The organism is Streptomyces sp. NPDC098781, from assembly GCF_044759995.1.
Taxonomy (GTDB): domain Bacteria; phylum Actinomycetota; class Actinomycetes; order Streptomycetales; family Streptomycetaceae; genus Streptomyces.
In genome coordinates, this window is sequence record NZ_JBIWAK010000005.1 from 379,992 (window position 1) to 403,823 (window position 23,832).

Here is a 23,832-nt window from a genome sequence, read left to right on the forward strand (position 1 = left end):
GACGCCACGATGACGGACACCTCCCTCCCACGGGTCGGCCGGCTGCACCGGCTCGGCCGCCTCTGCGCACGCCGCCCCTGGCGGGTGCTCGGCGTCTGGCTGCTGGTCCTGCTGGCGTCGCTCGCCGCCGACCGCACCTGGGGCGGCACGTACGAGGACGACTTCTCGCTGCCCGGCACGGCCGCCCAGACCGGCGCCGACCTGCTCCAGGAGCACGGCTCGGACGCCGTACGCGGCACCGCCTCGCAGGTCGTGCTGCACACGCGGAGCGGACGGCTCGACGCCCACCGCCCCGCCGTGGACACGGCCGTCGGCGAACTGACCGACCTCCCCGAGGTGATCTCGGCGTCGGACCCGCTCGCCACCCCCGGCGCGGTCTCCGCCGACGGCACCACCGCCGTCGTCACCGTCCGGTTCACGGACAACCCGGTCGGGTTCGACAGGTCGTACGTCGAGCAGGTCGACGACGCGGTGGCCGGGCTGCGCGCGGACGGCGTCGAGGTCGAGTACGGCGGTCCGCTCGGCCAACTCGCCAGGCCCGAGGCGGCCGGCCTCCTGTCGGAGGGCATCGGGCTCGCCACCGCCGTGGTCGTCCTGCTGATCGGCTTCGGCTCGCTGGCCGCCGCCGGATTCTCGCTGCTGACCGCCCTGGTGGGGCTGCTGTCGGGCATCTGTCTGCTGGGGCTGCTGGCCGCCGCGTTCACCTTCGGTACGGCCGCTCCCACGCTGGCCACGATGATGGGCCTCGGCGTCGGCATCGACTACGCCCTGTTCCTGATCACCCGGCACCGCAGGCTGCTGCGCGACCTCGACGACCCGGCCGAGGCCGTGGGCAGGGCCGTGGCCACCAGCGGACGCGCGGTGATCGTCGCCGCCGCGACGGTGGCCCTCGCGCTGGCCGGACTGTCCGCGTCCGGCGTCGGTTTCATCGGCACCCTCGGCATCGCCGCGGGCCTGACCGTCGCCGTGTCCGCGGTCGCCGCGCTCACCCTGGCCCCGGCGCTCCTCGGCCTGGCGGGGCGGCGGATCGACCGGTGGAGCGTACGGCGCCCCGTCGACGAACCGGACGACACGGCCGAACCTGGAGAACCGGACGGCGCGGCCGGGCTCCCACCCTCGGGCGCGGACACCTGGCACCGCTGGGCCCGCGCCATCGGCCGCCGCCCCTGGCCGGCCCTGCTCCTCGGCGCGCTGGTCCTGACCGTGCTCGCCGTCCCGGCCGCCTCCATGCGGCTCGGACACGTCGACGCCGGTGCCAACCCGGCCGACTACACCGACCGCCGAGCCTTCGACCTGGTCTCCGAGGGCTTCGGGCCGGGCACCAACGGCCAGTTCACGGTCGTAGCCGCACTCGACCGGACCCGTACCGACAGCCCCGCCGAGATCGAGCGCCTGTCGTCCGACCTGCGCGCCGCCCTCTCCTCGACCCCCGGCGTCGCCCAGGTCTCCACCCCGGTCGCCACCTCGGACCGGGCGCTGCTGACCGCCACCGTCACCCCCGGCACCGGCCCCGAGGACGAGACCACCGCCGACCTGCTGCACCGCCTCCAGGACGAGGCCCTGCCCGAAGCCCTCTCCGGCACCGGGGCCGACGGCTACGTCACCGGTGTCACCGCCGCCCAACTCACCTTCCGGGACGTCATGGTGGACCGGCTCCCGGTGATCGTCGGGGTCGTCGTGGCCGCGGCCTTCCTGCTCCTGCTGACCGTCTTCCGCAGCCTGCTGGTGGCGTTCAAGGCGGCCCTGCTCAACCTGCTGTCCATAGCGGCCGCCTACGGCGTGGTCGTCGCCGTGTTCCAGTGGGGCTCGGGCGGTGCGCTGCTCGGCGTCCCGGAACCGGTGCCGGTGGAGTCGTACGTCCCGATGATGATGTTCGCCATCGTCTTCGGCCTGTCCATGGACTACGAGGTCTTCCTGCTGTCCCGGATCCGGGAGTCCTGGCTGCGCACCGGCGACAACCATCTCAGCGTGGCCGCCGGGCTGGCCGGCACGGCCCGGGTCATCACCTGCGCCGCGCTCATCATGACCAGCGTCTTCTTCGCCTTCCTGCTCTCGAGCAACGTCGTGATCAAGATGCTGGCGCTGGGGCTGGGCGTCAGCGTCGTCATCGACGCCACGGTGGTACGGCTGGTCCTGGTGCCGGCCACGATGTATCTGCTCGGCCGCGCGAACTGGTGGCTGCCGGGCCGGCTGGACCGCGTCCTGCCCCGCCTGGACCCCGAGGGCGCGGAGGCCGAGCCTCGGAAGGCGGCCCCGGTCATGGCGGCCGCAGGGGACAGCGCATGATCACCGCCCGTCCACTCCGTCCGAGGGTTCGCGGCATCCTCCGCACCCGCCGCCGGGTCACCGCCTGCGTCGCGCTCGCTGCCCTGCTGCTGACCACCGCGGCAGCCGAACTCGGCGCCCGCGCCCTGCTGGAGAGCCGGATCGCCGGCGCGGCCGGCCGGGTGCTCGGCTCCGACAGCGAGGTCGAGATCGAGGGCGGACCGGCGCTGGCCGCGCTGATCGAGGGGCACGCCGACGCGGTCACCGTCAGCAGCGACGACGCCACCCTCGGCCGTATGCCCGATGTGTCCGTCGCGGTCCGGCTCGAAGACCTCAGCCTCCGGTCCGACGGAGCCACCGTCGCCCGCACCCAGGCCCACATCGAGGTCCCGGCCGCTTCGGTGCTGAGCCTGGCCGCCGCCTCGGGCGGCCGACTCCCCGTCTCCGGCGTCCACCCGGACGAGGCGGCCGGCACCCTCACCCTGACCCTCGGTCAGGGCGGCCTGGGCAGCGCGACCCTGCGACCGGAGATCGAGGAGGGGCGGGTCACGCTGTACGTCGACAGCGCGGAGGTCCTGGGCCGCCCCGCGCCGGCGGCCATGGTCGAGCGCATCCGGCACAGCCTGTCCGAGCGCACCGACAGGCCCTATCCACTGGGCCTGAGGGCCACGTCCCTCGATGTGACGGCCACCGGTCTGAAGGTCGCCCTCAAGGGCGGCGGTACGCGGCTCCCGACGAAGGACACGACGGTGTGATCGGCCGGCCGCCACCGGCATCGGCTGCCGTACCGATCACCCGATTACCGCTAACCGATCGCCCGTCACCGGACCTACGACCGGGCCTTCCTGACGTGCAGCACGTTGCCGTCGAGAGGCAGCCGCGCCTGGTCCACCAGGCTGAGGCCGGCGTCGGCGAACAGCGCGGCGTAGTGGTCGGCGTGCCGTTCGCGTCCGCCGACGTTGCACATCATGTGGAGATCCCAGGCGGTCGCCAGCGAGACCGACCCGTCGGAGGGCAACACCCTCTCCACGACGAGCAGATCGGCGTGGTCGGGCATCGCGCGGGCACAGTGGCGCAGGATCTCGCGGCAGCGCTCGTCGTCCCAGTCGTGCAGGATGCGCGACAGGACGTAGACGTCACCGCCCGTGGGGACGTCCGCGAAGTCACCGGACAGGAAAGCGCATCGCGTGCCGTGGCCGGCCTCCGCCAGCCGGATGCGGGCGGCTTCGACCGCGTGCGGGCGCTCCAGCAGGATCCCGTCGAGGCGGGGATGCGCGGCGAGGATGCGGCCGAGCAACTCGCCGTTGCCGCCCGCGACATCGACCACCGTGGCCCCTGCGGGTCTGCCGGCCGCGGCGGTGAGCACCGGATGCGTGGGGACCGGGTCGAACATGGCGGATCCGGCGGCCATGGACTGGTCGAAGAGTTCCGCCAGTTCGGGGTCGCGGGCGAAATGGTCGAAGTGGTTCTCGCCGAAGAGGTGCTCGAAGGCGACCTCTCCCGTGCGCACGGTGTGCGCGAGCCCCGCGAACGACTCGTAGAACGGGCCGCCGTACATCAACGCCAGCGCCCGCATCGACCCCGGGACGCCACCGCGCAACAGGGCGCCCAGCTCGGTGAGCCGGAAGCCGTCGCGGCTCTCCGTGACGGCGCCCAGCATCGCGACGTAACGCAGCAGCGTCGCCAGATTCCGCGGTCGCGCCCCGACTTCCCGGGCCAGTTCCTCGACACCGGTCGCTCGCTCGGCGTCCATGGCGTCGGGTACCCGGAGCTGGGCGAACGCGGCCAGGGCCTGGGTCGTCCACGCACCGGTCAGTAGGCGCAGGAGCGTTTCGGCGGGTTGCCGGGAGCGGTACTCGTCGAGGTGGGCGGCGAGCACGTCACGGTGGTCGCCGGGGACGTACAGCTCCACGCGCCGGTACTCGACCTTTGCTTCGGCGGGCGCCGCGAAGTAGAAGACCGTGCCGTTCTCGTGCGGGTTGTATCCGCCGCCGTCCGGGAGGGCGCCGTGGCGTGCGAAGGTCGCGCACAGGCCACGCAGCACCAGCGGGTCCGGCGCCGTGACCTCGAAGGCGACGTGTGTCTCGTGCCGGCGGTCCCGTTCGTGGGCGGCGATCGCGTCCAGCCCCGATCCGGGCGGCACGGTCAGCACGAACACCTCGACCATCCGTTGCCCGCCGTCCGCGCCCAGGACGGCGGGGCGCAGGATGCCGACCTCCAGTTCGGCCGCCGGCCGCCGATGCCGCACGGCGAGCCGCCCGCGTACGACGACACTCGGCTGCGGCGGCAGCTCCGCGACGAGCCCGCAGTCGCCGAGCATGGCGCTCAACTCCGCGTCGCCGGACGGGAAGACGAGCAGCGCGGCATGGGCGAAGCGACAGTGCTCCACGAGCGCGCGCAGCTCCGGGCCGTCGAGCCCGGGGAGCAGGAGCGGGAGCAGGGTGGCGGTGTCCTGCTCCTTGACGAAGTCGACCGTCGCGAGCAGGCGGGACGTGTCGCCCGACAACGTCGTGATCATTGCGGGGATCCTCATTCGGGGTATGCGGAGCTCAGGGCGCGCGGAAGGGAGGGCGGGGGGAACTGAGGGAATCGAGTGTGTGTGGGGGGCTTACACGCCGACGTAGTGCTCGGCGAACCAGTCCTGCCGGCTGCGCGAAGTACGCAGCGAGGTGAGGCGCGAGCGCCGCAGCGAGTTCTGGAACAGCGCCGTGGCATCCGAACCGGACGGGCCGTGCAGCAGCCCGATCATCCAGTGCGAGAACTCCTGCGCACGCCAGATGTACGTGAGGCAGCGCGCGGAGTAGGCGTCGAGCCCCTCGGAGTCGTCGTGGACGAGGTCGTCGATGAGACCCTGCGCGAGGATCGACGCCTCCAGCACCGCGAGGTTGGCGCCCTTGGCGGCGGACGGGCTGATGAGACCGGCGGCGTCGCCCACCAGGAACAGCGAACCGTGACGCAGCGGTTCGAGCACATCGGACTCAAGGTCCACGACGGCCCGCTGCACGACCCGCCCGCGCTGGAGCGGCCCGAAGTCGGCGCCCCGCATCCGCAGATCCAGCTCGTCCCAGATCCTCGCCTCGGACCAGGCATCGGCCGGGGTGCCGCGCTCGCACTGTAGGTAGTAACGGGTGACCTCACTGGTGCGCGCCATGTGCCCGGCGAAGCCGCGCTCGTGCACCGCGTAGCCGACCGCGTCCAGACTGGGCGGCGCCTCGGCGAGCAGCCCGAGCCAGGTCACGCCGTGATCGCAGTGGTGCCGGCGCACCGAGCCGGCCGGCAGCGAGCGCCGGGCCACGCCGCGCCGCCCGTCACACCCGGCCACGTACCGCGCCCGCCATCGGCCGGTCCGCCCGTCCGCCGCGCGCACCGCTACCGCGGGCCGATCGGTGTCCGCGTCGAGTACGGCGACCGCCTCGGTGCCGAACTCGACCCGCCCGCCGGCGGCCAGGAACCGCGTCAACAGATCGGTGACCAACTGCTGTTGGGGATAGACGGTATGCCGCTCACCGCGTCCGAGTCCGCCGTAGTCCAGCCGGAACCGTCCGTCCTCGCTACGGAACTCGCATGTGCTGTGCGCCTTTCCGTGCCGACGCAGCCCCTCGGCCAGCCCGTGCCGCTCCAGGATCCGTACGGTCCCGGCGGCCAGGAACCCGGCACGCGCCCGCGTCTGAATGTGCGCGCGCTCGGCCCGTTCCAGGACGACGCAGTCGATCCCGCTGTCCTGAAGAAGATTGCCCAGCACGAGCCCGGCCGGTCCGGCGCCGAGGATGACCACGTCGGATGCACTCCGGGTCTGCCTGTCTGTCACGAGAAGGGATAGTAGGTTCCCCGAAGCGGCTTACCTGACGAAAATCACCTGAACGGGGAGAGCGGTGGCAGCGCGGTGGGGCGCGAGGCGCGGGGAGCGCGCTGAGCAGGGGGTGCGAGTGGCTTCGCGGACGTGGCGGTCATGGCGGCGCCGGTGGTGATGGCGGCCATGAGGCGTGCAGGGAAACCCCGTGGTGACCGTGCTGACGAGCGGGCTAGCCTCCTCCCTCATGGACCGCCTACGTCGTGCAGCGATGAAGCTGGCTCTCGGGGAGCAGCCACCCGAGGACTTGCCGATGATCGCTGCTCTGGCGTTGGCTGACGGCCTGGAGAGTCCGGCCCTGGTCGAGTTGGCCGGCCTTTCCCGCCGCGACCCGCCGGCTGACATCCGCGACCTCTTCACCGAAGCCTTGGCAGAGCTGGGACTTCCCATGCCCCGAGTCGAAGAGGCCTGGATCGACCGAATGCTCGATGCGGCCCGAGCCATGCTCAGCGGCTCGCTTTCACCCTATGAGGCCAGCGACGAGATCTACTGGTGCCTCTGCCATCTGGACCGGACGGACAGAGTCACCGAACCGATGCTTCTCTTCGCGGGGCTCTGGAGCAACTGGGAGGATTGGCCGGACGGACGGCCCACCATTGAGCAGAACATGCGGGAGGCCGCCGCTGACCTCTTGCGCAGCCACGGCGAGCAGGTCTCGGAGCATGAGTGACTGACTGCTCGCCCTGTGCGGATACCGGCGAGTCACCGCAACCGCCGGTCCTCCGTGCTCGGCTCAGCGGCCTGGGCTGCGGCTTGTACGAGGTTCCTGAGGCAGCTGGGTGTGCAAGCCGGGCAGACCCTGCTGGTCCATGGTGCCGGCGGCAGCGTGGGGACCATCGCGGTGCAGTTGGCCGTCGCGGGCGGAATCACCGTCATCGGGACCGCTGGTGAGCATGACATCGAGCGCGTCACCGCGTACGGGGCCACCGCCGTCCGCTACGGCGACGGCTGGATGCGGCGGGTGCGGGCCGCGGCGCCACAGGGGGTCGACTTCGTCTTCGACGCCTCCGGCGCGGGTGTGCTCGCCGACTCGGTCGCCCTGACCGGGGACACCGCACGCGTCATCACCATCGCCGACATGTCAGCCGCCCAGCACGGTGTGCGCTTCAGCGCGGGCAGCACGGGCAACGCCGATGAGGCCGAGGAAGCCCTGCCGCAACTGGTCCGGCTGGCCGCATCCGGCAAGCTCACCCTGCCCGTTTGGCGCACCTACCCGCTGGAGCAGGCCGCCACAGAGCACGCGGACCTCGAGGCCCATCGCAACCGGGGCAAGGCCGTCCTGCTGCCCTGACCGGCACAGCTGCCCAGGTCCGTCCTCCTGCCGACGGCGGCCCTCCGATCACCCGCACCGGCAGGGACATCGGACATCGGACATCGGACTCACGAGCCGATCCTCGCGCCGCCGACGGGCGGGAGGGGCTGCCCACACCGGAGCGGACCCGCACCGGCTGTCGGCAGCGCACCTGACAGACCCGTCACCTCCGCACAGAACGGAACCCCGTAATGTCTTCACGCACCCTGCCTGAAGCGACCTTCGCCCGGACCACCTTGGGCTCCGGCCCCGGCCTCGCCCTCGCCCACGGCGTCGGCAGCAGCGTCGTCGGCACCTACGGCCCCATCCTGGACGGCCTGGCCGCAGGCCACACCGTCGTCGGCACTACCCCGGCAGCGGCGACACCCCCCGCTCCACCACCCCGCTGTCGCTGTATGAGCTGGCCGACCAACTCGCCGCCGCCGCCGTCGCCGAGAACCTGGACACCTTCGCCATCTCCGGCTACTCCCTCGGCGGCCCCGTTGCCATACGAGCGGCCGCCCGCCACCCCGAGCGCGTCACCGCGCTCGTGCTGACCGCGACCTTCGCCCACCACGACAACCGGATGGCCCTTTCGGCGCCGATCTGGCGCAAGTTGGCCGAGTCCGGGGGACCGCGACCTGCTGGCCCAATACCTGACGATGATGGCCGTGGGCGCCGACGCGCTGGAGGCGATGCCGGACGAACAGCTCCAGCAGGCCGTCGGCTTCACCGCCGCAGGCGTCGAAGACGGCACCCCCGAACATGCCGAGCTGGTCCCGCGCGTCGACGTCCGTGACGACCTCGCGAGCATCAAGGTGCCCACCCTGGTCATCTCCACCACCTAGGACTGGCTCACCTCCACCCGCCAGCACCGTCAGCTCGCCGACACCATCCCCGGCGCCGAGTTCGTGGAAATCCCCACCGGCCACCTGCCCATGGTCGAACGCCCCGAGGAGTGGCAGAAGCTCATCACGAACTTCCTCACCCGGCACGGCGCCTGAGCTCGAACAACCGGTCTCCGGAACGGCGCAGGGAACGGGAATGTGCCGAAGCCACAGGCGCGCACCCGACCTTGCGTCGCCCGGCGCGGGTGGCAGCTGCCGATGTAACCAAAGGGGCAGGTCGCGACAGCCCAACTCGCCGCATAGGGGCGGGCTACCGACGGATCTGGACGCCTCGGGACCCTCAGCCGCCGTATTCGATCGCCACGCCGCCGACACCGGTGGACCACGGCGCGCCGCAGCCGATACCGATACTGCTGCTCGTGCCCGGCGACACATACACCCAATTCGAGTAAGCGTCAGCGGACCAGCCGCAGATGGCGCGTACGGAGAACGCGTGCAGTTGCGTCCCGGGGTTGTAGCAGTTGCCGTAGGCGACATTGTCCGCGATCCAGGTGTTGCATTGCAGCACGTTGCCCTCCGCGGCGGCCGCGGGTGAGGCGGTCACGAGACCGACTCCGCCGGCGAGAGCGATCCCCGCGGTTCCGCTGACGAGCGCGCGCTTCCAGAGGCTCTTCATGTCCTGCCCTTCTGTTCCGACCTGTGCCCAGGCGTTGGGATCAGTGAAGGTCACCAGGACTCGGGCGGGTACCTGAGACGTCTGAGGGTCCCGGTACGGAGGATGCCGATACCGGGGACCGCTCCAGCCGAGGGCCCAGCCCCGGGGCAACGGCCCGGCCCAGCTGTTCGAGGGCGTTCACCTGCGTTATTGAATGAGACGGAAACTGAGGCGGCGGTTCCTGGGAACCTCGATGGTGCTGTGCGGTCTACCGTGGCAGGTTGGTCCACCGTGATACTTGCCCTGTGGGGGACAACAGTTGGTGGGTTGGCGTGCTCACCGCGCTTACGGCCCTTGGCGCCAGTTGGGTCACCAGTCGGGGTAATTCGTCTTCAGCACGGATTCAAGCTGAAGTCAATGCGCACGCTGGCCGCGTTGCGCAAGTACGGGACGAAAGACGCCGGGCTTACAGCGCGATGAGTGCGAGTGCCCATGCGTTAGCTGAAGTGTTCTGGCGTATGGAGGAAGTGGACCGGTCCGCGGATACTTCGGCGAGAGCAACGATCATAAGTGAGATGCAGATGGCGTCCAGTAGGGCGCTGAGCGAACTGACCAAGGCGAGTACGGAGGTCTTCTTGCAAGGGCCTGCGTCAGTGGCCAAGGAGGCGCGGGAGCTCCGACAAGTCGCGGTCGTGGCCTTCTGGAAGCTCGCAGAAATTGGTGATGGGTCCGGCAACAAGCGAGACCGCTACACCGTCGCTTACCGCGCCTTCCGAGACCAGCATCACCGGTTTATCGATGTCGCTCGTGAAGGGCTGGAGATCACGTAGATGCCCAGGCTGGTACCTGGAGCACTCGTTGCCGAGACTGGCGGGCCGGTCGCCCAGGTGCTTGACGACGGCGCGCACGGCTTCCTTCACCGTGGTTCCCGCCGTGCCCCGCTCGACCTGGTGGGCTTGTGGTGCGGGGCCGACGGACGTCGTGCCAGTGGCTACGGTCGGTCCATGCAGTGGATCACCCTGATCAGCACCATAGTTGGCGCGACGATCGCCACAGGATCCGCCATGCTTCTCGACCGTCAACGGTGGAGGCGGGAACGCTCGGATCGAGAGACGCAAGTGCGTCGCACCCTGTACGGCGATTACCTCGCCGGCCTCTCCGAGGCCCGTCACGCCTGCGGCAATTTGGCACGGGACCCAGATATGCAACCCTCGACGCGGCGTACCTCGGCTCGCGAGGCGTTCGGGCCATGCATCGGACTGAGGTACCAGATGACCGTCAGTGCCCCAGGCCGCGTTGTAGAGGCTTCGGAGGATGCTTTCCGCTGTCTGCGCGATCTCCGTGATCGGGTGATGGAGGGAGTCTTGGCAACTGATCCCGTGTATCAGGAGGGGCGCCGAACCTATGACGATGCGCTTGCTGTGCTTCGAGCGCGCATGCGGGAAGACCTCCGCGTCGGCGCAGACGGCACTGCGCCCTGAGTCTGGAAGCTCAGCGCGCCGCCTTGATTTTAAGCTGCACAGAATGTTCCGCACGGTGTGAGTCAGGGGTGGTGGAACGGCTTTGGGCTCGCGCCAAAGTGGCTCCGTAAAGCCGTGGAGCCGACCGCCCCCGCCACGACGTACCCTTCCTTGACATCAGGCGGCTGCATGCTCTGAGCGGAGCGAGCCGCCTTGAAGTAGTAGAGAAGGTTGTAACTCGCCCCGGCGCACGCTGATTGCATCGCGTCGCACGGGCAAGCCCTAGGCTTCCCGGGGTGATTGAGACCATCGTTCTCGATGTCGGCGAGACCATCACCCGCGACGACCGGTACTGGCACTCGTGGGCCGACTGGCTCGGTGTCCCGCGTCATACGCTCTCCGCGCTGGTCGGTGCCGTGGTCGCTCAGGGGCGCGACAACGCGGATGCCATCCGGCTGGCGCGCCCCGGGGTTGACGTCTCCGCCGAGTACCACGCTCGTGAGGCCGCGGGGCGGGGCGAGGCGCTCGATGAATCGGATCTGTACGACGACGTACGTCCCGCCTTGGCGCAGCTTCGTCAGCTCGGAACTCGCGTCATCATCGCCGGAAACCAGACCTCCCGCGCCGGCGACCTGCTGCGTGACCTCGATCTGCCCGCGGATCTGATCGTGACGTCCGGGGACTGGGGTGTGGCCAAGCCCCGGCCGGAGTTCTTCGAACGGGTGCTTGAGGTGTCGCGGGCCGCGCCGAAGCGGACGCTGTACGTCGGTGATCATCCAGCCAACGACATCTTCCCGGCCAAGGCAGCCGGAATGCGGGCGGCGCACCTTCGGCGTGGCCCGTGGGGGCATCTATGGGCCGATGACCCCGAGGTGGTGGCTGCCGCTGACTGGAGGATCGACAGCCTCATCCAGCTCGCTTCGACCGTGGTCGACTGAACCAGACCAAGGAGCGAGTTGGGCGTTCACGTAAACACTGTGTCACCGCACGGGTACCTTTCGTCATGGACGGTCACGGACGACCTGAACATGGAGCCGGGATGCCCGACCTTGCTCACGACGGATTGGGCCGGCGTATCGCCTACTACCGCAGCGTCTTCCGGCCGAGGATGACGCAGCAACGGCTCGCCGACGTCGCCTGCGTCTCTCTTGGCGCCATCCGCAAGATCGAGCGTGGGGAGCGCGGTGTCACCGATGCGACGCTCGAAGCGATTGCCGGTGCCCTCGGCGTCGACCCCGGTCGGCTCCGCGCCGAGCGCGGCCGTGCGCAGTCTGCCGTTCGAGCCGCGTTGCCCGCACTGTCCGCCGCGATCGCCGCCTACGACGTTCCCGACGACGGCCCAGTCCGGCCGCTTCCTGAGCTCGATACGGCCGTTTCGGAGGCGGAGCGGTGGCGGCTGGCAGCGCAGTACACGCCCATCGTGCGTGACGTACCCGGCCTGCTTGCCGAGCTGGCGCGTGCGTACCACCGGGCGGGCACTACAGAGCGCCGTGAATTGTCTCGACTGCTGATCAGTGCATACCGGTCGGCGGACTCCGTTGCGTTCAAGTTCGGTGCTCGGGATCTGTCGGCACGCCTGGTGGAACTCATGCGGTGGGCCGTTCCCCAGGCCGAGGATCCGCTGCTTGTCGCCTCCGTCGCCTATGTGAGGACGGAGACGTTCTTCGCCGCGCATGCCTACGCATCCGGATTGCGTGCCCTGGAGCAGGCCTTGGACAGCGCCCCCGACCTCGGCGGTCCGCTTGAGATCGCGATGAGGGGAGCCTTGCACATGCGCGCCGCGGTCATCGCCGGCCGGGCAGGGGATGCCCCAACAGCTCGGTCTCACCTCGCGCAAGCCCGCCTACTGGCCGATCGAGTAGCCGAAGGTGTCTATTACGGCACCGCGTTCGGTCCCGACTCCGTTCGTGTGCACGAGATGTCGGTGGCTGTCAGTCTCGGAGCCGATCACGTCGGCCAGGCCCTCGACCTGGCGCGCAATTGGCGGCCGCCTGCGGAGCTATCAGCAGAACGCCGCAGCGGCTACTACATCGAACGCGCCCGCGCACAGCTCTGGTCCGGGCTTGCGGAGCAGGCGTTCGAGTCGCTGAAGGCAGCACGTCGGATCGCCCCGCAGCACACTCGTGAGCACCCTTGGGTCCGTGAAGACGCCGGCACGCTCCGCCGGTTGAAGCGCGCGGATTCCGAGAGCCTTACCAATTTCGCCGAGTGGTGTGCGGCCACCTGAGCGAGCTCGCGAGCTACCCCTCACCGGGGTACTTGTAGCCCTAACTCGCCCGGACCATCTCTCCCACGCGCAGTAAGCGGCAGTTCGATGGGAGCGGCGACATCATGCGAGCTTCAGCCTCTACCGAGCCAGGTGCCCGGATGACAATCCGCGTGTACCGAATGGATCGCTACGGAACGGTTACCGAGGACCGGGGAACCGTGAGCGTTCTGCCCGCCGACGAGCCGCCTCCTGTCACCAGCGCGCTCCCACCCTGCGCATGCCGGGGATGTCGAGGTCAGCAGGCAGGACCGGACGAGGGCACCCATGCCGACGAGGAAGCGCCGACACTCGGCACGGTCTCGATGCGCGCCGCCGCTGCCTGGCTCCTTGATCAGGCGGTGCCGCTGGGCCGCGAGACCCTCAAGCTGTTCGATCAGGACTTCCGTCTCTTCCTGGCGTTGGTGATTCCACACATCGAGCGGATGACCGACGGTCGGCCGGAGGAGGATGTGACCGCGAGGACGGCGCTGGCCGGTGTCGCCGAGGCACGCAACCGTCTCATCGAGAGCGAGACCACCGGCCAGATTTCCGAGTTGGGGAGGGTCAGGGGACTGGCCGGTTCCGTAGTCGCCTTGTGCGATCACTTCGACGCCCTCAGCGGGATCACGAGATGTCGGGTCCGCGATCCGGAGGATCGGGCACAGTCGGCCGCCCGGTCCTGCGCCGCTGACCATAGGCGTCTCCCCTGACGCGGGGCTCGCCCAATGCGGGCAGAGGAAGAGGCAACTCTGGGGCCTCTGGCCCAGGGGTTTCAGATAGAGCGGGTGGCGAGAATCGAGCTCGCGCTCTCAGCTCGGGAGACTAGGGACGCCAAAGGCCCGCTACGGGGGCTGACCTGCTCGAACGACAGGTTCGCCATCTCTGCGGACGCGGCTGCTTTCACCTTGATTCCCCGCTGTTCCCCGCTCGTTCTGGTGCGCTTGTGGTGCATTGCGCTCCAGACTGCTTCACAGAGGTTTCTTCTACGCTCTGGCGGGATCGTGCTCACGCTCGAAGCGGGCTGAAGCAGCCCATCAGACTCTGTGCAGACTCCAACTGCCGCTCTGCACAATGTCATCGCGGCTGTAGCTCACCCACTTCCCGCTCATCTCGCTCCCGGTTCTGGTCATGAGGAACTGGAACACGCCGTGGTACTGACGTCCCGTGAGCGACTGTTCCTCCCAATTGCCTGAGAAGACGCCATTAGCAGAAATAGTCCCCTGAAGAGCGATAGGCGTCCGATCCGCACCACCGGGATCTTTGACCGTTACGCGCCTGCCCCGTTGCGATACGCGGATAGTTCGCTCTTCGACGATCACACTTCCGTCGTCGTCGGAGATGTACTCAAAGGAACTGCGCCACTGGCCTCTGAGATTGGCAGCCGCAGTACTACGCCTGACTAGCAAGGAGTAGACGATCTTTTCGATGGACTCACCGAAGACGATGTCGCAGACACGCTGCACGGTGGCGCCAGCCATGGCTAGCAGGAGCCAGATAGCTACTTGATTGAGCATCGTCCCCCCGGAGCCAGCGGTTACGACGCCTCTTCCCTTCGTGACGCATGGTCAGTCCGGGTGGGGCACGACACTGCTCCTGAGCGCGCAAGTGGTCCGAACGCGGTCACCTGCTTCATCCTCAAGCCGACTGTGTTCGTGCATTGGTCACCGCTGTTCCCCGTGACTTCCCGCAGGATCTGGCACGTGAATGGCACGGCTCTCCCCGTTCTGCCGGACCTCCTTCGGACGGAAGTGGCGGCGGGTTTACTGCTGTCGGGCTACCGGACGGCCTTCGCTCCCACGGCCTTCGTCACACCGGGCACACCCTCTCGACCCGATCCGGAGCCACCCTGGCAGACACGATGGTTCGCGCCGGCCAGTCCCGGAGAAGGCCGCGTTGATCTAGTCGGTCCAGACAACAGAGAACCCCTGGCCTCTGGCCTGGGGTTTCACATGGAGCGGCTGCTGAGAAACGCACTCGCGCCATGTTCTGTCGGCACCGTTGCCGACCGCGGTTGTCCGCTCTGAAGGGCACGCGATGGGCAAGCGGATCGAGAGGTGAGCGACCGTGGAGCCGCGACCCCGTGCCGTCCCCCGCCGCAGGATCTGGGCGCAAGGCGCACGGGCCTGCTCTCCGTGCGGGCCTCACGGGCGATCGGGCGATCGGGCGTAGTACGTGTTCGAGCCGACCGGCTCGTTTCCACGTGATCAGCCGGCACCGGGAACGGAAGTGTCGGGCGCTTCATGTCCGTCCCGGCGGCGGTACTCGGCGTTGATGCGCTGAGCTTCCTCGAGCTGGTCCTCAAGGATGACGATGCGGCAAGCGGCCTCGACCGGCGTGCCCCTGTCGACGAGCTCGCGGGCGCGTGCCGCGATCCGGAGCTGGTAGCGGGAGTAGCGGCGGTGTCCGCCGTCCGAGCGCAGTGGCGTGATCAGACGAGCCTCACCGATGGCTCGGAGGAAGGCCGGGGTGGTGCCGAGCATCTCGGCGGCCCGCCCCATCGTGTATGCGGGGTAGTCGTCGTCGTCCAGACGATCACTGAGGGGGATATCTGCTGTCATGTCACCTCGTTGTGCAACGCGTCGAGGGGCCCTGGTGCCGTACGGCACCAGGGCCCCGAAGGAAATTCAACACCATCTGTCGGCCCTAATGCTGTGCCGACCTTCTGTTTCCGCTACCAGCCCTGCCAAAAGGGGGGTGCGGGGATCGCGGCTGCGTGACCGGGGACCACCTTCCAATCCGGGGTCTTGCGGTACCCGGGCGAGTGCTTCTCGGACCGGGCGATCCTGATGGCGTCTGCTCCTCCGTCCTTTCTCCGAACTTGGTGAACTGGTACTGCGGTACTGCTCGGTGGTGCTGTCGGCGGCCCCTCGACCTGCGAGCCGCCCAGTGCGGTCCTCAGCCCCGTCACCGTCCTGCGAACACCTTGGCTTCGGGACTCCAGAACCGTACTGACCTGCGAACTTCATGTACTGCAACCCGCCAGTTCGTGTCTGCCGGGCTTCGCTTGACCGGTGTCAACGAGGAAAAGACTAACCATGTCAGAGCTCAATGTCTACTCTGACAAAGACAGATTTAAGCCCTGTGGGGGAACAGATAGCCTGTGACCTGCGCAGCAACGGATGACGCAGGCGTCGTGAGTCGCCTCCCGCCCGTGCAATCCGGGTCAGGCCGCCAGCTGCCACTGAGTGTCGTGGCCCGCGGTCCAGCCGCGGAGCACGGACGGCGAGACAGCCGTGAGGGCCCTGCCGACACATGTCGGCAGGGCCCTCACCGGGATCCTGATGGCGGTTTGCCGCTCGTCCTCATCCGTCCAGGGAGGCGGCGCCGAACACTGCCGATGCGGAGTGGAGGGGGAAGGGGACACGCACGGGCGTGGCGTCGGCGCCGTCGGGGCGGGCATGGCAGGTGAAGCCGAGGCGGGTCATGGCGCGGATGACTTCACCACCGGTGAAGTCGCGGCGGTCCTGTCGGGTGATGACCTGGCCCACCTGCTTGACGGGGTAGCGGCGACGGCCGATGGTCACGGACTCACCCGTGACGAGTTCGGGCGTGACGCCCTTCATCGAGGCCAGCACGCCGTTCTTGGTCAGGTCGAACGGGTACCGGGCGATGACACAGCGCATGATGCCCTCACAGGGAAGGAGAACGGGCGGGGAGAGGGAGAACCGGCTGAGCGGGGGAGGCGATCAGCCAGGACGTCCCGTAGTCGGATCCGGTCCGTGTACGTGGAACTGCCGCGGTGGACGGCGAGTTCGGCCAGGGTGATCGAGCCCGTGCTCTGGTCGTCTCCGTCGCACAGGAGGAGGTACTCGACACGGGCACTGGCCATCACGGACAGGGCGACCTCGACGGTCATGTCGTCACTGACCCGGGGGCCGGCCGCCTCCATGTCGTCGATCGCGCTCATGGGGGAGAGAACCGCCTGTTGTCGCTGCGTCTGAACCGGTGTCAAAGCTGCCTCCTCGGAGTTGGGTGAGCCTCTGATCGATGTCCCTAGCCCGCCGGGTCGAAGGCGGGCCGCTGTGCCCTGCGCCGCTTCGCCTGGCCGGTGGGGCGCCCTTGGGCGGAGCGGTCGCGGCGGCCTCGGGACGAGGGAGTCGCGGAGGACACGGCGCGGCGGGGACGTGGCACGGCCGGTGCGGTGATGACGACGGGGACACCGGAAGGGGCCTGGGCGCCCGTGATGCGGGTCAGCTCCGCTTCACCGGACCGTACGGCGATGATCTGCGGGGTGATGCCGGCAGACGCCATCAGCCGGTTCATGCCGCGGCGCTGGCCCGGGGTCACCAGGGTGACGACGCTGCCGGACTCTCCGGCGCGGGCGGTACGGCCGCCGCGGTGCAGGTAGTCCTTGTGGTCGGTGGGCGGATCGACGTTGACGACGAGGTCGAGGCCCGCGACGTGGATACCGCGGGCCGCGACGTTGGTCGCCACCAGTACCGTCACGTGTCCGGTCTTGAACTGGGCCAGGGTCCGCGTGCGCTGCGGTTGGGACTTGCCACCGTGCAGGGCCGCGGCGCGGACGCCGCTGTTCAGCAGGTGCTTGGTCAGCCGGTCCACGGCATGCTTGGTGTCCAGGAACATGATCACGCGGCCGTCTCGTGCCGCGATCTCGGTGGTCGCCCGGTGCTTGTCCGCTTCGTGCACATGGAGCACGTGGTGCTCCATCGTGGTGACCGCTCCCGCGGACGGGTCGACGGAGTGGACCACCGGGTCGGTCAGGTAGCGGCGGACGAGCAGGTCGACGTTGCGGTCCAGCGTGGCGGAGAAGAGCATCCGCTGCCCTCCGGGGCGCACCTGGTCGAGCAGCGCGGTGACCTGGGGCATGAAACCCATGTCGGCCATCTGGTCGGCCTCGTCGAGGACGGTGATGGCGATGTCGTCCAGCCGGCAGTCGCCCCGGACGATGAGGTCCTTGAGCCGCCCCGGGGTCGCGACGACGACCTCCGCGCCGGCGCGGAGTGCACCGGCCTGTTTGCCGATCGACATCCCGCCGACCACGGTGGCCAGCCGCAGACTCACGGAGCGGGCGTACGGGGTGAGCGCGTCGGTGACCTGCTGGGCGAGTTCGCGTGTGGGTACGAGGACCAGGGCCAGCGGCTGTCGTGGCTCGGCGCGCCGGCCCGCGGTACGAGCCAGTACCGCCAGGCCGAAGGCGAGGGTCTTGCCCGAACCGGTGCGGCCGCGGCCGAGCACGTCACGTCCGGCGAGGGAGTTGGGCAGGGTGGCCGCCTGGATCGGGAACGGTACGGTCAAGCCCTCGTGACCGAGCGCGGCCAGCAGCGGCGCCGGTACGGCGAGATCGGCGAACGACTCGACGGCGGGCAGCGCGGGCGTGACCGTCACCGGCAGTGCGAACTCGCCCTGAGGTGCGGTCTGCCGGCGCTCATTGCTCCTGGAACGCCGGGGAGCCCCCGAGCGCTGGGCGGTGGAACCCCGGAAGCGGTCGTTGGTACGGGCCGTGCGGGTGGTGCGTGCGCGGTTCAAACGGAACCTTTCCTCGATGTGAGCACGTAGGCACGTAGCAAGGAATTTCCGCAGCAAATGAACGGCGCAGAGAATCGCGAGAACGAGCCGGAGACGATGGGCGCCAAGTCGTATCGACGGGGTAATGCGTCACCCTTTTGGTGATGGGGTGGGCCTTCCCGCCACACGCCGCCCTGAAATGCAGCGAGCTGGGGCCCGCACCCCAAGGTGCGGGCCCCAGCTGCGAAATATGTGTTGCCGCCTGTGTCAGGCGGGAACGATGTTCTCGGCCGTCGGGCCCTTCTGGCCCTGCGCGATGTCGAACGACACCTTCTGACCTTCCAGCAGCTCACGGAAGCCCTGGGCGGCGATGTTCGAGTAGTGGGCGAAGACGTCGGCGCCGCCGCCGTCCTGCTCGATGAAGCCGAAGCCCTTTTCCGCGTTGAACCACTTCACGGTGCCAGTAGCCATGTCATTTCTCCTTCGGGGACGATGTTCGGAATTCGCCGTGTGCGAATTCCGCGTCGCCGTGCTGATTAGCCCGTCGGAAAATGAACCCTCTGGCAACCACACCTGCAACTGAGAACGACGTTAGCATGACGCGGTCGGCTCTGCCTGGTCAATAATTCCGCTCGGGTTGGCGGTCGAGGAATACTCGCCGTGTGCCATACCTATTTCTCACTTCACGGATACAGATATTGATCCGCACGGATGCAGTGTTCCTGCCGAACGTTTCCGGCCACAGGGCCATGACCTCCGTCGATGAGCGATGGGCCGCTGCCATCGGCATCAACGGATGGGACGACGGCGAACGCGCCGAGACCTCACTGTCGCGATGAAGGTCACATCGGCGCGGTCTGTGCTCGGTCGGCTTGATCGCCGATGACACTGTGTCGCGTCGTCCTTCGTGCGCGGCACGGAGAGACGGGAGAGCGCCTGCACCAGGACTCCTGCGCCCTGACGGGCCAGGAGCGGCATGCGACCTCACCTAGTCGGCGCGCTCGGCGGTCCAGGTGATGAGCGGGGGCTCGACTCGTCCGCACAGGGGCCCGCCCTGCGCGTCGGTCAGACCGAGGCGTCCGACCAGCAGCCCGTCGCGTGCGGCGGCGGCGAGTACGTCGGCGGGGATGACGTCGAGCAGGAGCTTGGCGCGGCGGAACATCGTGAAGGTGCCCGACTCGTCGACCGTGCCCCACGACAGGTAGATGAACCGTCGGCCCAGACGGTCCTGCACGTAGGGGCCTTTGACGTCGGTGCCGGTCGGCGAAGCGCTCGTGGTGCACTCCAGGGTCCATGTCGCGGACGGTGCGTCGCCGGGCTGTGGCGCGAGGAGTTCGGCCGGACGATCGCGGCGTTGCACGGCGACGTGGATGTTGCCGTACGCCGGGACCGTGCCGTCGACGGAGGCTGGGCAGGCTGGGCCGGGCAGGTCGATGGCGTCGATGCGGATGCGCATGGCGGCCATCATCCCGCCATCGTCCGTGCAGAGGTCAGCCGATGTCGAGGACGTCATGGCAAGGGCCGCCACTCTAGACGAGTCATTCCGAATGCTGACGGTGTGTCCGGGAACGCAGACAGGGCGTCCAAGATCGTTGTGTGACGAACAACCTGGACGCCTTGCTGACCGCACTGTACGTGAAGATCGACGATGAGATCGGGGGCACCCGGTGGCTGGGCCGACCGCCGCAAACTGACGGACTCCGAGCTTGTCTGCCTCGCTGTCGCGCAGGCGCTGCTGGGCTTCACTTCAGAGTCGCGGTGGCTGCGGTTCTCGGACTCCCGCTTGGGCGGGATGTTCCCGTACGTGCCCAGGCAGCCGGGCTGGAACAAGCGGCTGAGGGTCGCGTTGCCGCTGGTCAAGAAGGCAATACGGCTGCTGGCCGTCGACACGGACTTCTGGTTCGACAACCATTGGATTGTCGACTCGACGCCGGTGGAATGCGGTCGCTCACGTCCGACCGTGAAGCGGTCGGGGATGGCCGGCTGGGCCGGATACGGGTACTGCGCCAGCCACAGCCGGTTCTTCTGGGGCCTGCGCCTGTTCCTGGTGGGCACCCCGACCGGGATGCCCATCCTGTGGGCTCTGGCGACCCCGAAGATGGACGAGCGCGAGGTACTGACCGCGATGCTCGACGGCGAACCCCAGACGGTCACGAGCCGGCCGGGGCTGCTGGTGATCTCCGACAAGGGCTTCGCCTCCAAGGAGTTCGAGGCCGATCTGGCCTTGAGGGGCGCTGAGTTGCTGCGGCCGTCGTTCAAGCGCGAGAAGAAAACGCAAGGGCGAGAGCCTCCTGAAATCAGTGCGACAGCTGATCGAGTCGGTCAACGACACCCTCAAAGGCCAGCTCAACCTGGAACAGCACGGCGGCCGGACCTTCGAAGGCGTCGCAGTCCGCGTGGCCCAGCGCGTCCTCGCGATGGCCGCCGCGATCTGGCACAAGCACAAGACCGGCCAGCCGGTCACACGCTCCCTCATCGCCTATGACCACTGATCACATCGGAATGACTCGTCTAGGCGTTGCGCAGTGCCTCGTAGTGGGCGAAGCACTCCTCGTAGGTGGGCAGGATGCCGGAGGCCGCGGCCTCCTTGAGGGAGACCGCCGACGCGTCCTTGTCGGACATGATCGGAGGGTCGGTCAGTCCCCAGGGGATGTTGATGTCGGGGTCGAGGGCGTTGATGTCGATCATGGTGCCGGGCACGTACGCCTCGGAGCAGAGGTAGTACATGCAGGCGTCGTCGGTGAGGGTGAGGAACGCGTGGCCGAGGCCGTCCGCGAGGTATACGGCGACACCCGAGTCCTCGTCCTGGTAGGTGATGTCGTAACAGCCGAAGGTGGGCGATCCGATGCGCAGGTCCACGACCACGTCCATCACGGCACCGCGCACACAGTTGACCAGCTTCCCCTGTCCGGGCGGCAGGAGCGTGCCGTGGATGCCACGCAGGGTGTTGGCGTGGCTGCTGGAGCAGTTGGCCTGGCGGACGACGAAGGGATAGCCGATCACCTCGCTCAGTTCCTCGGAGCGGAACGCCTCGTAGAAGTAGCCCCGCCGGTCCGAGTGCCGCTGGGGAGTTATCCGATACGCATTCGGCACAGCCATCTCGGTGATCTTCACGGTTGACATGCTCACCACACTCTGGATGTCGTTGGGTCGTTGCTGGGGCCGGAAGGCGCGCGACCGCTCGTCGTCATCGCCGGCCTGCTAGCTGTGCCAGCAGGTCCACCGTCTCCGGCAGGGACGGCAGCGTCTGGATCTCCTCGGCGATCAGCGTGGCCTGACGGGTGCACACCGAGTCCTCGACCAGGGCGGTCACTAGGTCGAGGGCGGCGTCCGGGGAGAGCTGCTCCGGCGTCAGCCGCAGTCCGGCACCCGCCGCGTGCACCGCCTCCGCGTTGCCGAACTGGTCGTCGAACTGGGGCAGCAGCAGTTGCGGGCACCCGGCGCCGAGTGCCGCGAGGACGGTGCCCTGTCCCCCGTGGCTCACCAAGAGTGCGCAGGACGGCAGGATCTGCGCCAGCGGCATCCGGCCCAACCGGTGGGCGAACCGAGCCAGTTCGGGCCAGCTCTCCGTGGTGCGCTCGTCGGCGGCGATCAGGATCTCGTGGTCGAGCGCGGCGAGGCGCTCCAGCACCGGGGTCATCGTCGTGCGCAGCGGAAGGTCCGCGAGGAGCGGGAGGACGGTGCCGAAGGTGACGCACACGCGCGGACGGACGGGAGCCCTGAGGGCCCAGTGCGGGATGTGGGCCGTGCCGTTGTAGTCGATGTTGCGGACGGGCCGGTAGTGGGCGGCGTACGGCGGGCGCAGCCGTGCGGGCCAGGGTGTGAGCACCTCGGCCGCCGCGGGCAGCGCGTCGAGGTGCTTCTCGGCGGCCTCCCGGTACTCGGGCAGTTCGTCGGCGCCCCAGTGGAACTCGACATGGGGTACGTCCCGCTGGGCGGCGGCCAACGGGCCCGCCGACTCCGCGCGTTCACTGACGACGAGGTGCGGACGCCAGTCGTCGAGCACGGCAGACGCGCCCTCCAGACAGCGTTCGGCCACCCGGGCGAAGGCACGGCCGTGGGCCAGCCGGCGTCCGACTGAGCCGTGCCGACCCGCGCCGCCCCCGTCGCTCTCCTCCTGGGCCAGCGCGATGAAGTCGGTCGGCGGCGACCACGCCACGACGGGCAGCCCCGCGCCTGCTACAGCCGGGGCGAAGTCCTCGGTGGTGGCGACCAGGACCTCGTGGCCGGCCGCCCTGGCGGCCCACGCCAGGGGCACCAGGGGCTGGAAGTGGCCGGGCAGTGGCACCGTGGTGAAGAGCAGTCGCACGTGTGGTCCCTCCGAACGTCTCTCGCGCGTCAGTACAGGCTGTGCAGGCAGGCCAACAGGCTGCGGGCCTCGATGTTGAGGTAGTGGCCGTGGCACAGCAGGTCCTGGAGCTGACGTACCGTCACCCAGCGGTGGCTGGGCGGGATCTCGTCGGGGGTGCCGTCCGGGACCTCGATGACCTGGTAGCGGGTCAGCGCCTGGTAGAAGCGGCCCCCCTCCTCGGACTGCACCGAGTCGTAGCGGACCACGTGCCCGTCGCGGCCGCCGTCCGTCACCGCCTTCCGCAGGCCGGGATCCCGGATCGCCGAGACGTCCTCGCCCGGCAGCAGGTGAACCGTCGGTGCCATCTCGACCATGTCCATCAGCCCGTACTCGGGCCGCGCCTGGACCAGCAGGTGCAGCACGCCCTCGATGCGGCGGGCCAGGAAGACGGCCCTGCCCCGGCCGCGCGGTGCCAGCAGCGGCTGGGTCCACTGCTTGACCTCGCGGTCGCCGGCCTCCACGGACACCCCGATGACGCGGAACTGCCGCTCCTCGGCGTCGCTCAGCTCCCGGTGGTCGTGGGCCCAGCCCGCCACGTCGTTCAGCGGCACGAGCCGGGCCGACCAGTCGCAGCGGGTCTTGGCCTCGATGAACCAGCTCAGGATGTCCGCCGAGCTGTGCCGGTGGTCGGCCGGGCCCGGGTTCGGCTGGTGCTGGTACGAGCGGATGAGCGCGTCGCGGAACGAGCCGTCGTCGCGGACCTCGGCCTCGTCGGGGAAGGCGAACGGCATGCAGGACAGCACGGTGCGCGCGTCCATGTTCACGAAGTTGTCCAGGTGGGTCAGCGCCCGCAGTTGGGCGAGGCTGAGCCAGCAGTAGTTGTCGAGGACGGGGACGTCGTCGGTGAGCAGGACGACCATGTTCCGGTTGCGCTTGCGCCAGAACCAGGCACCCTGCTCCGACTGGAGCACGTCCACCAGCACCTGGCCGCGGCCGGGTCCGACGAAGTACTCCAGGTAGGGCGTCCTGCTGCCGCGGTGGACCTGGGTGTAGTTGCTGCGGGTGGCCTGGACGGTCGGGGAGAGCTGGAGCGCGTTGACGTTGCCCGGCTCCATCTTCGCCTGCATCAGGCAGTGCAGTACGCCGTCGAAGGCCTTGACGACGATGCCGAGGATGCCGATCTCGGGCTGGTTGATGATCGGCTGCTGCCAGGTGACCGCGCCGCCCTCGCGGGCCTCGAGGCCCTCCACGGAGAAGAAGCGTCCACTGGAGTGCTGGAGGTTGCCGGTCCTGCTGTCGAAGTCCCAGTCGGTCAGGTCGGCGAAGTCGACCTGCTCCACGTGGTGGCGGCCCACCCGGTGCCGGTCGTCCCACCAGGCATGGAAGTCGGAGCCGGAGGTCCGTGGGCCGTCGCCCGGTGCGGGCGGGCCGAGTCCCGTGTGCACAGTCTGTGACACG

General features: G+C 69.1%; 22 protein-coding genes and 3 pseudogenes. 11 read left to right on the forward strand and 14 right to left on the reverse strand.

The window, feature by feature from the left end; translation table 11 throughout:
• Window positions 1–9 precede the first annotated feature (9 nt).
• Window positions 10–2,286, forward strand: coding sequence for an MMPL family transporter (locus ACIQWG_RS22590; RefSeq protein WP_404098618.1), 2,277 nt, complete (start codon window positions 10–12; stop codon window positions 2,284–2,286).
• On the forward strand, window positions 2,283–3,020 hold the full coding sequence (locus ACIQWG_RS22595) for an LmeA family phospholipid-binding protein (RefSeq protein ID WP_404098621.1): 738 nt from the start codon (window positions 2,283–2,285) through the stop codon (window positions 3,018–3,020). The genes ACIQWG_RS22590 and ACIQWG_RS22595 overlap by 4 nt, the downstream gene beginning before the upstream one ends.
• 74 nt (window positions 3,021–3,094) lie before the next feature.
• On the opposite strand, the gene ACIQWG_RS22600 is transcribed toward ACIQWG_RS22595, so the two are convergent.
• The gene (locus ACIQWG_RS22600; protein ID WP_404098624.1) at window positions 3,095–4,783 is read right to left on the reverse strand and encodes a methyltransferase; all 1,689 of its coding nucleotides are present in this window, start codon (window positions 4,781–4,783) and stop codon (window positions 3,095–3,097) included.
• 90 nt (window positions 4,784–4,873) lie between these two features.
• Window positions 4,874–6,073, reverse strand: coding sequence for a 4-hydroxybenzoate 3-monooxygenase (locus tag ACIQWG_RS22605; RefSeq protein WP_404098626.1), 1,200 nt, complete (start codon window positions 6,071–6,073; stop codon window positions 4,874–4,876).
• A 190-nt stretch (window positions 6,074–6,263) separates the two neighbouring features.
• Here ACIQWG_RS22605 and ACIQWG_RS22610 point away from each other — a divergent pair, with 190 nt between their 5' ends.
• The 4 genes and pseudogenes from ACIQWG_RS22610 to ACIQWG_RS22625 all read left to right on the forward strand — a co-directional run bounded on the left by ACIQWG_RS22610 (window position 6,264) and on the right by ACIQWG_RS22625 (window position 8,254).
• Entirely contained in the window at window positions 6,264–6,785 is a 522-nt protein-coding gene (locus ACIQWG_RS22610) for a hypothetical protein (RefSeq protein WP_404098628.1), read from the forward strand.
• Between the two features lie 111 nt (window positions 6,786–6,896).
• Window positions 6,897–7,406 (forward strand): zinc-binding dehydrogenase, encoded by a 510-nt coding sequence (locus tag ACIQWG_RS22615; protein ID WP_404098629.1) that lies wholly within the window; start codon window positions 6,897–6,899, stop codon window positions 7,404–7,406.
• A gap of 421 nt (window positions 7,407–7,827) precedes the next feature.
• Window positions 7,828–7,938, forward strand: a pseudogene (locus ACIQWG_RS22620) (alpha/beta hydrolase); the annotation flags it as partial.
• A gap of 139 nt (window positions 7,939–8,077) precedes the next feature.
• A complete protein-coding gene (locus tag ACIQWG_RS22625; protein WP_404098630.1) occupies window positions 8,078–8,254 on the forward strand; it encodes a hypothetical protein in 177 nt (58 codons plus the stop codon).
• A 340-nt stretch (window positions 8,255–8,594) separates the two neighbouring features.
• On the opposite strand, the gene ACIQWG_RS22630 is transcribed toward ACIQWG_RS22625, so the two are convergent.
• Together ACIQWG_RS22630 and ACIQWG_RS22635 are read right to left on the reverse strand one after the other, a co-directional pair.
• Window positions 8,595–8,930 (reverse strand): hypothetical protein, encoded by a 336-nt coding sequence (locus tag ACIQWG_RS22630; protein ID WP_404098631.1) that lies wholly within the window; start codon window positions 8,928–8,930, stop codon window positions 8,595–8,597.
• A 629-nt stretch (window positions 8,931–9,559) separates the two neighbouring features.
• Window positions 9,560–9,991, reverse strand: a complete 432-nt coding sequence (locus ACIQWG_RS22635; RefSeq protein WP_404098632.1) for a hypothetical protein — start codon at window positions 9,989–9,991, stop codon at window positions 9,560–9,562.
• Between the two features lie 674 nt (window positions 9,992–10,665).
• On the opposite strand from ACIQWG_RS22635, the gene ACIQWG_RS22640 reads away from it, so the two are divergent.
• The 3 genes from ACIQWG_RS22640 (at window position 10,666) to ACIQWG_RS22650 (ending at window position 13,327) form a co-directional block, all read left to right on the forward strand.
• Window positions 10,666–11,307 (forward strand): HAD family hydrolase, encoded by a 642-nt coding sequence (locus ACIQWG_RS22640; RefSeq protein WP_404098635.1) that lies wholly within the window; start codon window positions 10,666–10,668, stop codon window positions 11,305–11,307.
• Window positions 11,308–11,408: 101 nt separating this feature from the next.
• A complete protein-coding gene (locus ACIQWG_RS22645; protein ID WP_404098638.1) occupies window positions 11,409–12,596 on the forward strand; it encodes a helix-turn-helix domain-containing protein in 1,188 nt (395 codons plus the stop codon).
• A 140-nt stretch (window positions 12,597–12,736) separates the two neighbouring features.
• Window positions 12,737–13,327, forward strand: coding sequence for a DUF6415 family natural product biosynthesis protein (locus ACIQWG_RS22650; RefSeq protein WP_404098640.1), 591 nt, complete (start codon window positions 12,737–12,739; stop codon window positions 13,325–13,327).
• A 324-nt stretch (window positions 13,328–13,651) separates the two neighbouring features.
• Here the strand turns inward: ACIQWG_RS22650 and ACIQWG_RS22655 are convergent, their stop codons facing one another.
• Window positions 13,652–14,095, reverse strand: a complete 444-nt coding sequence (locus tag ACIQWG_RS22655) for a hypothetical protein (protein WP_404098643.1) — start codon at window positions 14,093–14,095, stop codon at window positions 13,652–13,654.
• A 241-nt stretch (window positions 14,096–14,336) separates the two neighbouring features.
• On the opposite strand from ACIQWG_RS22655, the pseudogene ACIQWG_RS22660 reads away from it, so the two are divergent.
• A pseudogene (locus ACIQWG_RS22660) lies at window positions 14,337–14,516 on the forward strand (site-specific integrase); the annotation flags it as partial.
• A 305-nt stretch (window positions 14,517–14,821) separates the two neighbouring features.
• Here ACIQWG_RS22660 and ACIQWG_RS22665 read toward each other — a convergent pair.
• The 6 genes from ACIQWG_RS22665 to ACIQWG_RS22690 form a co-directional block, all read right to left on the reverse strand.
• Window positions 14,822–15,175, reverse strand: a complete 354-nt coding sequence (locus ACIQWG_RS22665; protein WP_404098645.1) for a MerR family transcriptional regulator — start codon at window positions 15,173–15,175, stop codon at window positions 14,822–14,824.
• Between the two features lie 744 nt (window positions 15,176–15,919).
• The gene (locus tag ACIQWG_RS22670) at window positions 15,920–16,240 is read right to left on the reverse strand and encodes an SCO5918 family protein (protein WP_404098647.1); all 321 of its coding nucleotides are present in this window, start codon (window positions 16,238–16,240) and stop codon (window positions 15,920–15,922) included.
• Window positions 16,204–16,524 (reverse strand): hypothetical protein, encoded by a 321-nt coding sequence (locus tag ACIQWG_RS22675; protein ID WP_404098650.1) that lies wholly within the window; start codon window positions 16,522–16,524, stop codon window positions 16,204–16,206. The genes ACIQWG_RS22670 and ACIQWG_RS22675 overlap by 37 nt, the downstream gene beginning before the upstream one ends.
• Before the next feature lie 86 nt (window positions 16,525–16,610).
• Window positions 16,611–18,104: a DEAD/DEAH box helicase gene (locus tag ACIQWG_RS22680; RefSeq protein WP_404098653.1), complete on the reverse strand. Its 1,494-nt coding sequence runs from the start codon at window positions 18,102–18,104 to the stop codon at window positions 16,611–16,613.
• Between the two features lie 246 nt (window positions 18,105–18,350).
• Entirely contained in the window at window positions 18,351–18,554 is a 204-nt protein-coding gene (locus ACIQWG_RS22685) for a cold-shock protein (RefSeq protein WP_004986771.1), read from the reverse strand.
• Window positions 18,555–19,071: 517 nt separating this feature from the next.
• Window positions 19,072–19,539, reverse strand: a complete 468-nt coding sequence (locus ACIQWG_RS22690; protein WP_404098655.1) for a DUF5990 family protein — start codon at window positions 19,537–19,539, stop codon at window positions 19,072–19,074.
• A 140-nt stretch (window positions 19,540–19,679) separates the two neighbouring features.
• Here ACIQWG_RS22690 and ACIQWG_RS22695 point away from each other — a divergent pair.
• Window positions 19,680–20,575: pseudogene (locus ACIQWG_RS22695) on the forward strand (IS982 family transposase).
• A 19-nt stretch (window positions 20,576–20,594) separates the two neighbouring features.
• Here the strand turns inward: ACIQWG_RS22695 and ACIQWG_RS22700 are convergent.
• The 3 genes from ACIQWG_RS22700 to ACIQWG_RS22710 all read right to left on the reverse strand — a co-directional run bounded on the left by ACIQWG_RS22700 (window position 20,595) and on the right by ACIQWG_RS22710 (window position 23,831).
• Window positions 20,595–21,182: a dTDP-4-dehydrorhamnose 3,5-epimerase family protein gene (locus ACIQWG_RS22700; RefSeq protein ID WP_404098657.1), complete on the reverse strand. Its 588-nt coding sequence runs from the start codon at window positions 21,180–21,182 to the stop codon at window positions 20,595–20,597.
• Window positions 21,183–21,270: 88 nt separating this feature from the next.
• The gene (locus ACIQWG_RS22705; protein ID WP_404098660.1) at window positions 21,271–22,392 is read right to left on the reverse strand and encodes a glycosyltransferase; all 1,122 of its coding nucleotides are present in this window, start codon (window positions 22,390–22,392) and stop codon (window positions 21,271–21,273) included.
• 29 nt (window positions 22,393–22,421) lie between these two features.
• On the reverse strand, window positions 22,422–23,831 hold the full coding sequence (locus tag ACIQWG_RS22710) for an NDP-hexose 2,3-dehydratase family protein (protein WP_404098662.1): 1,410 nt from the start codon (window positions 23,829–23,831) through the stop codon (window positions 22,422–22,424).
• Between the last annotated feature and the right edge of the window lies 1 nt (window position 23,832).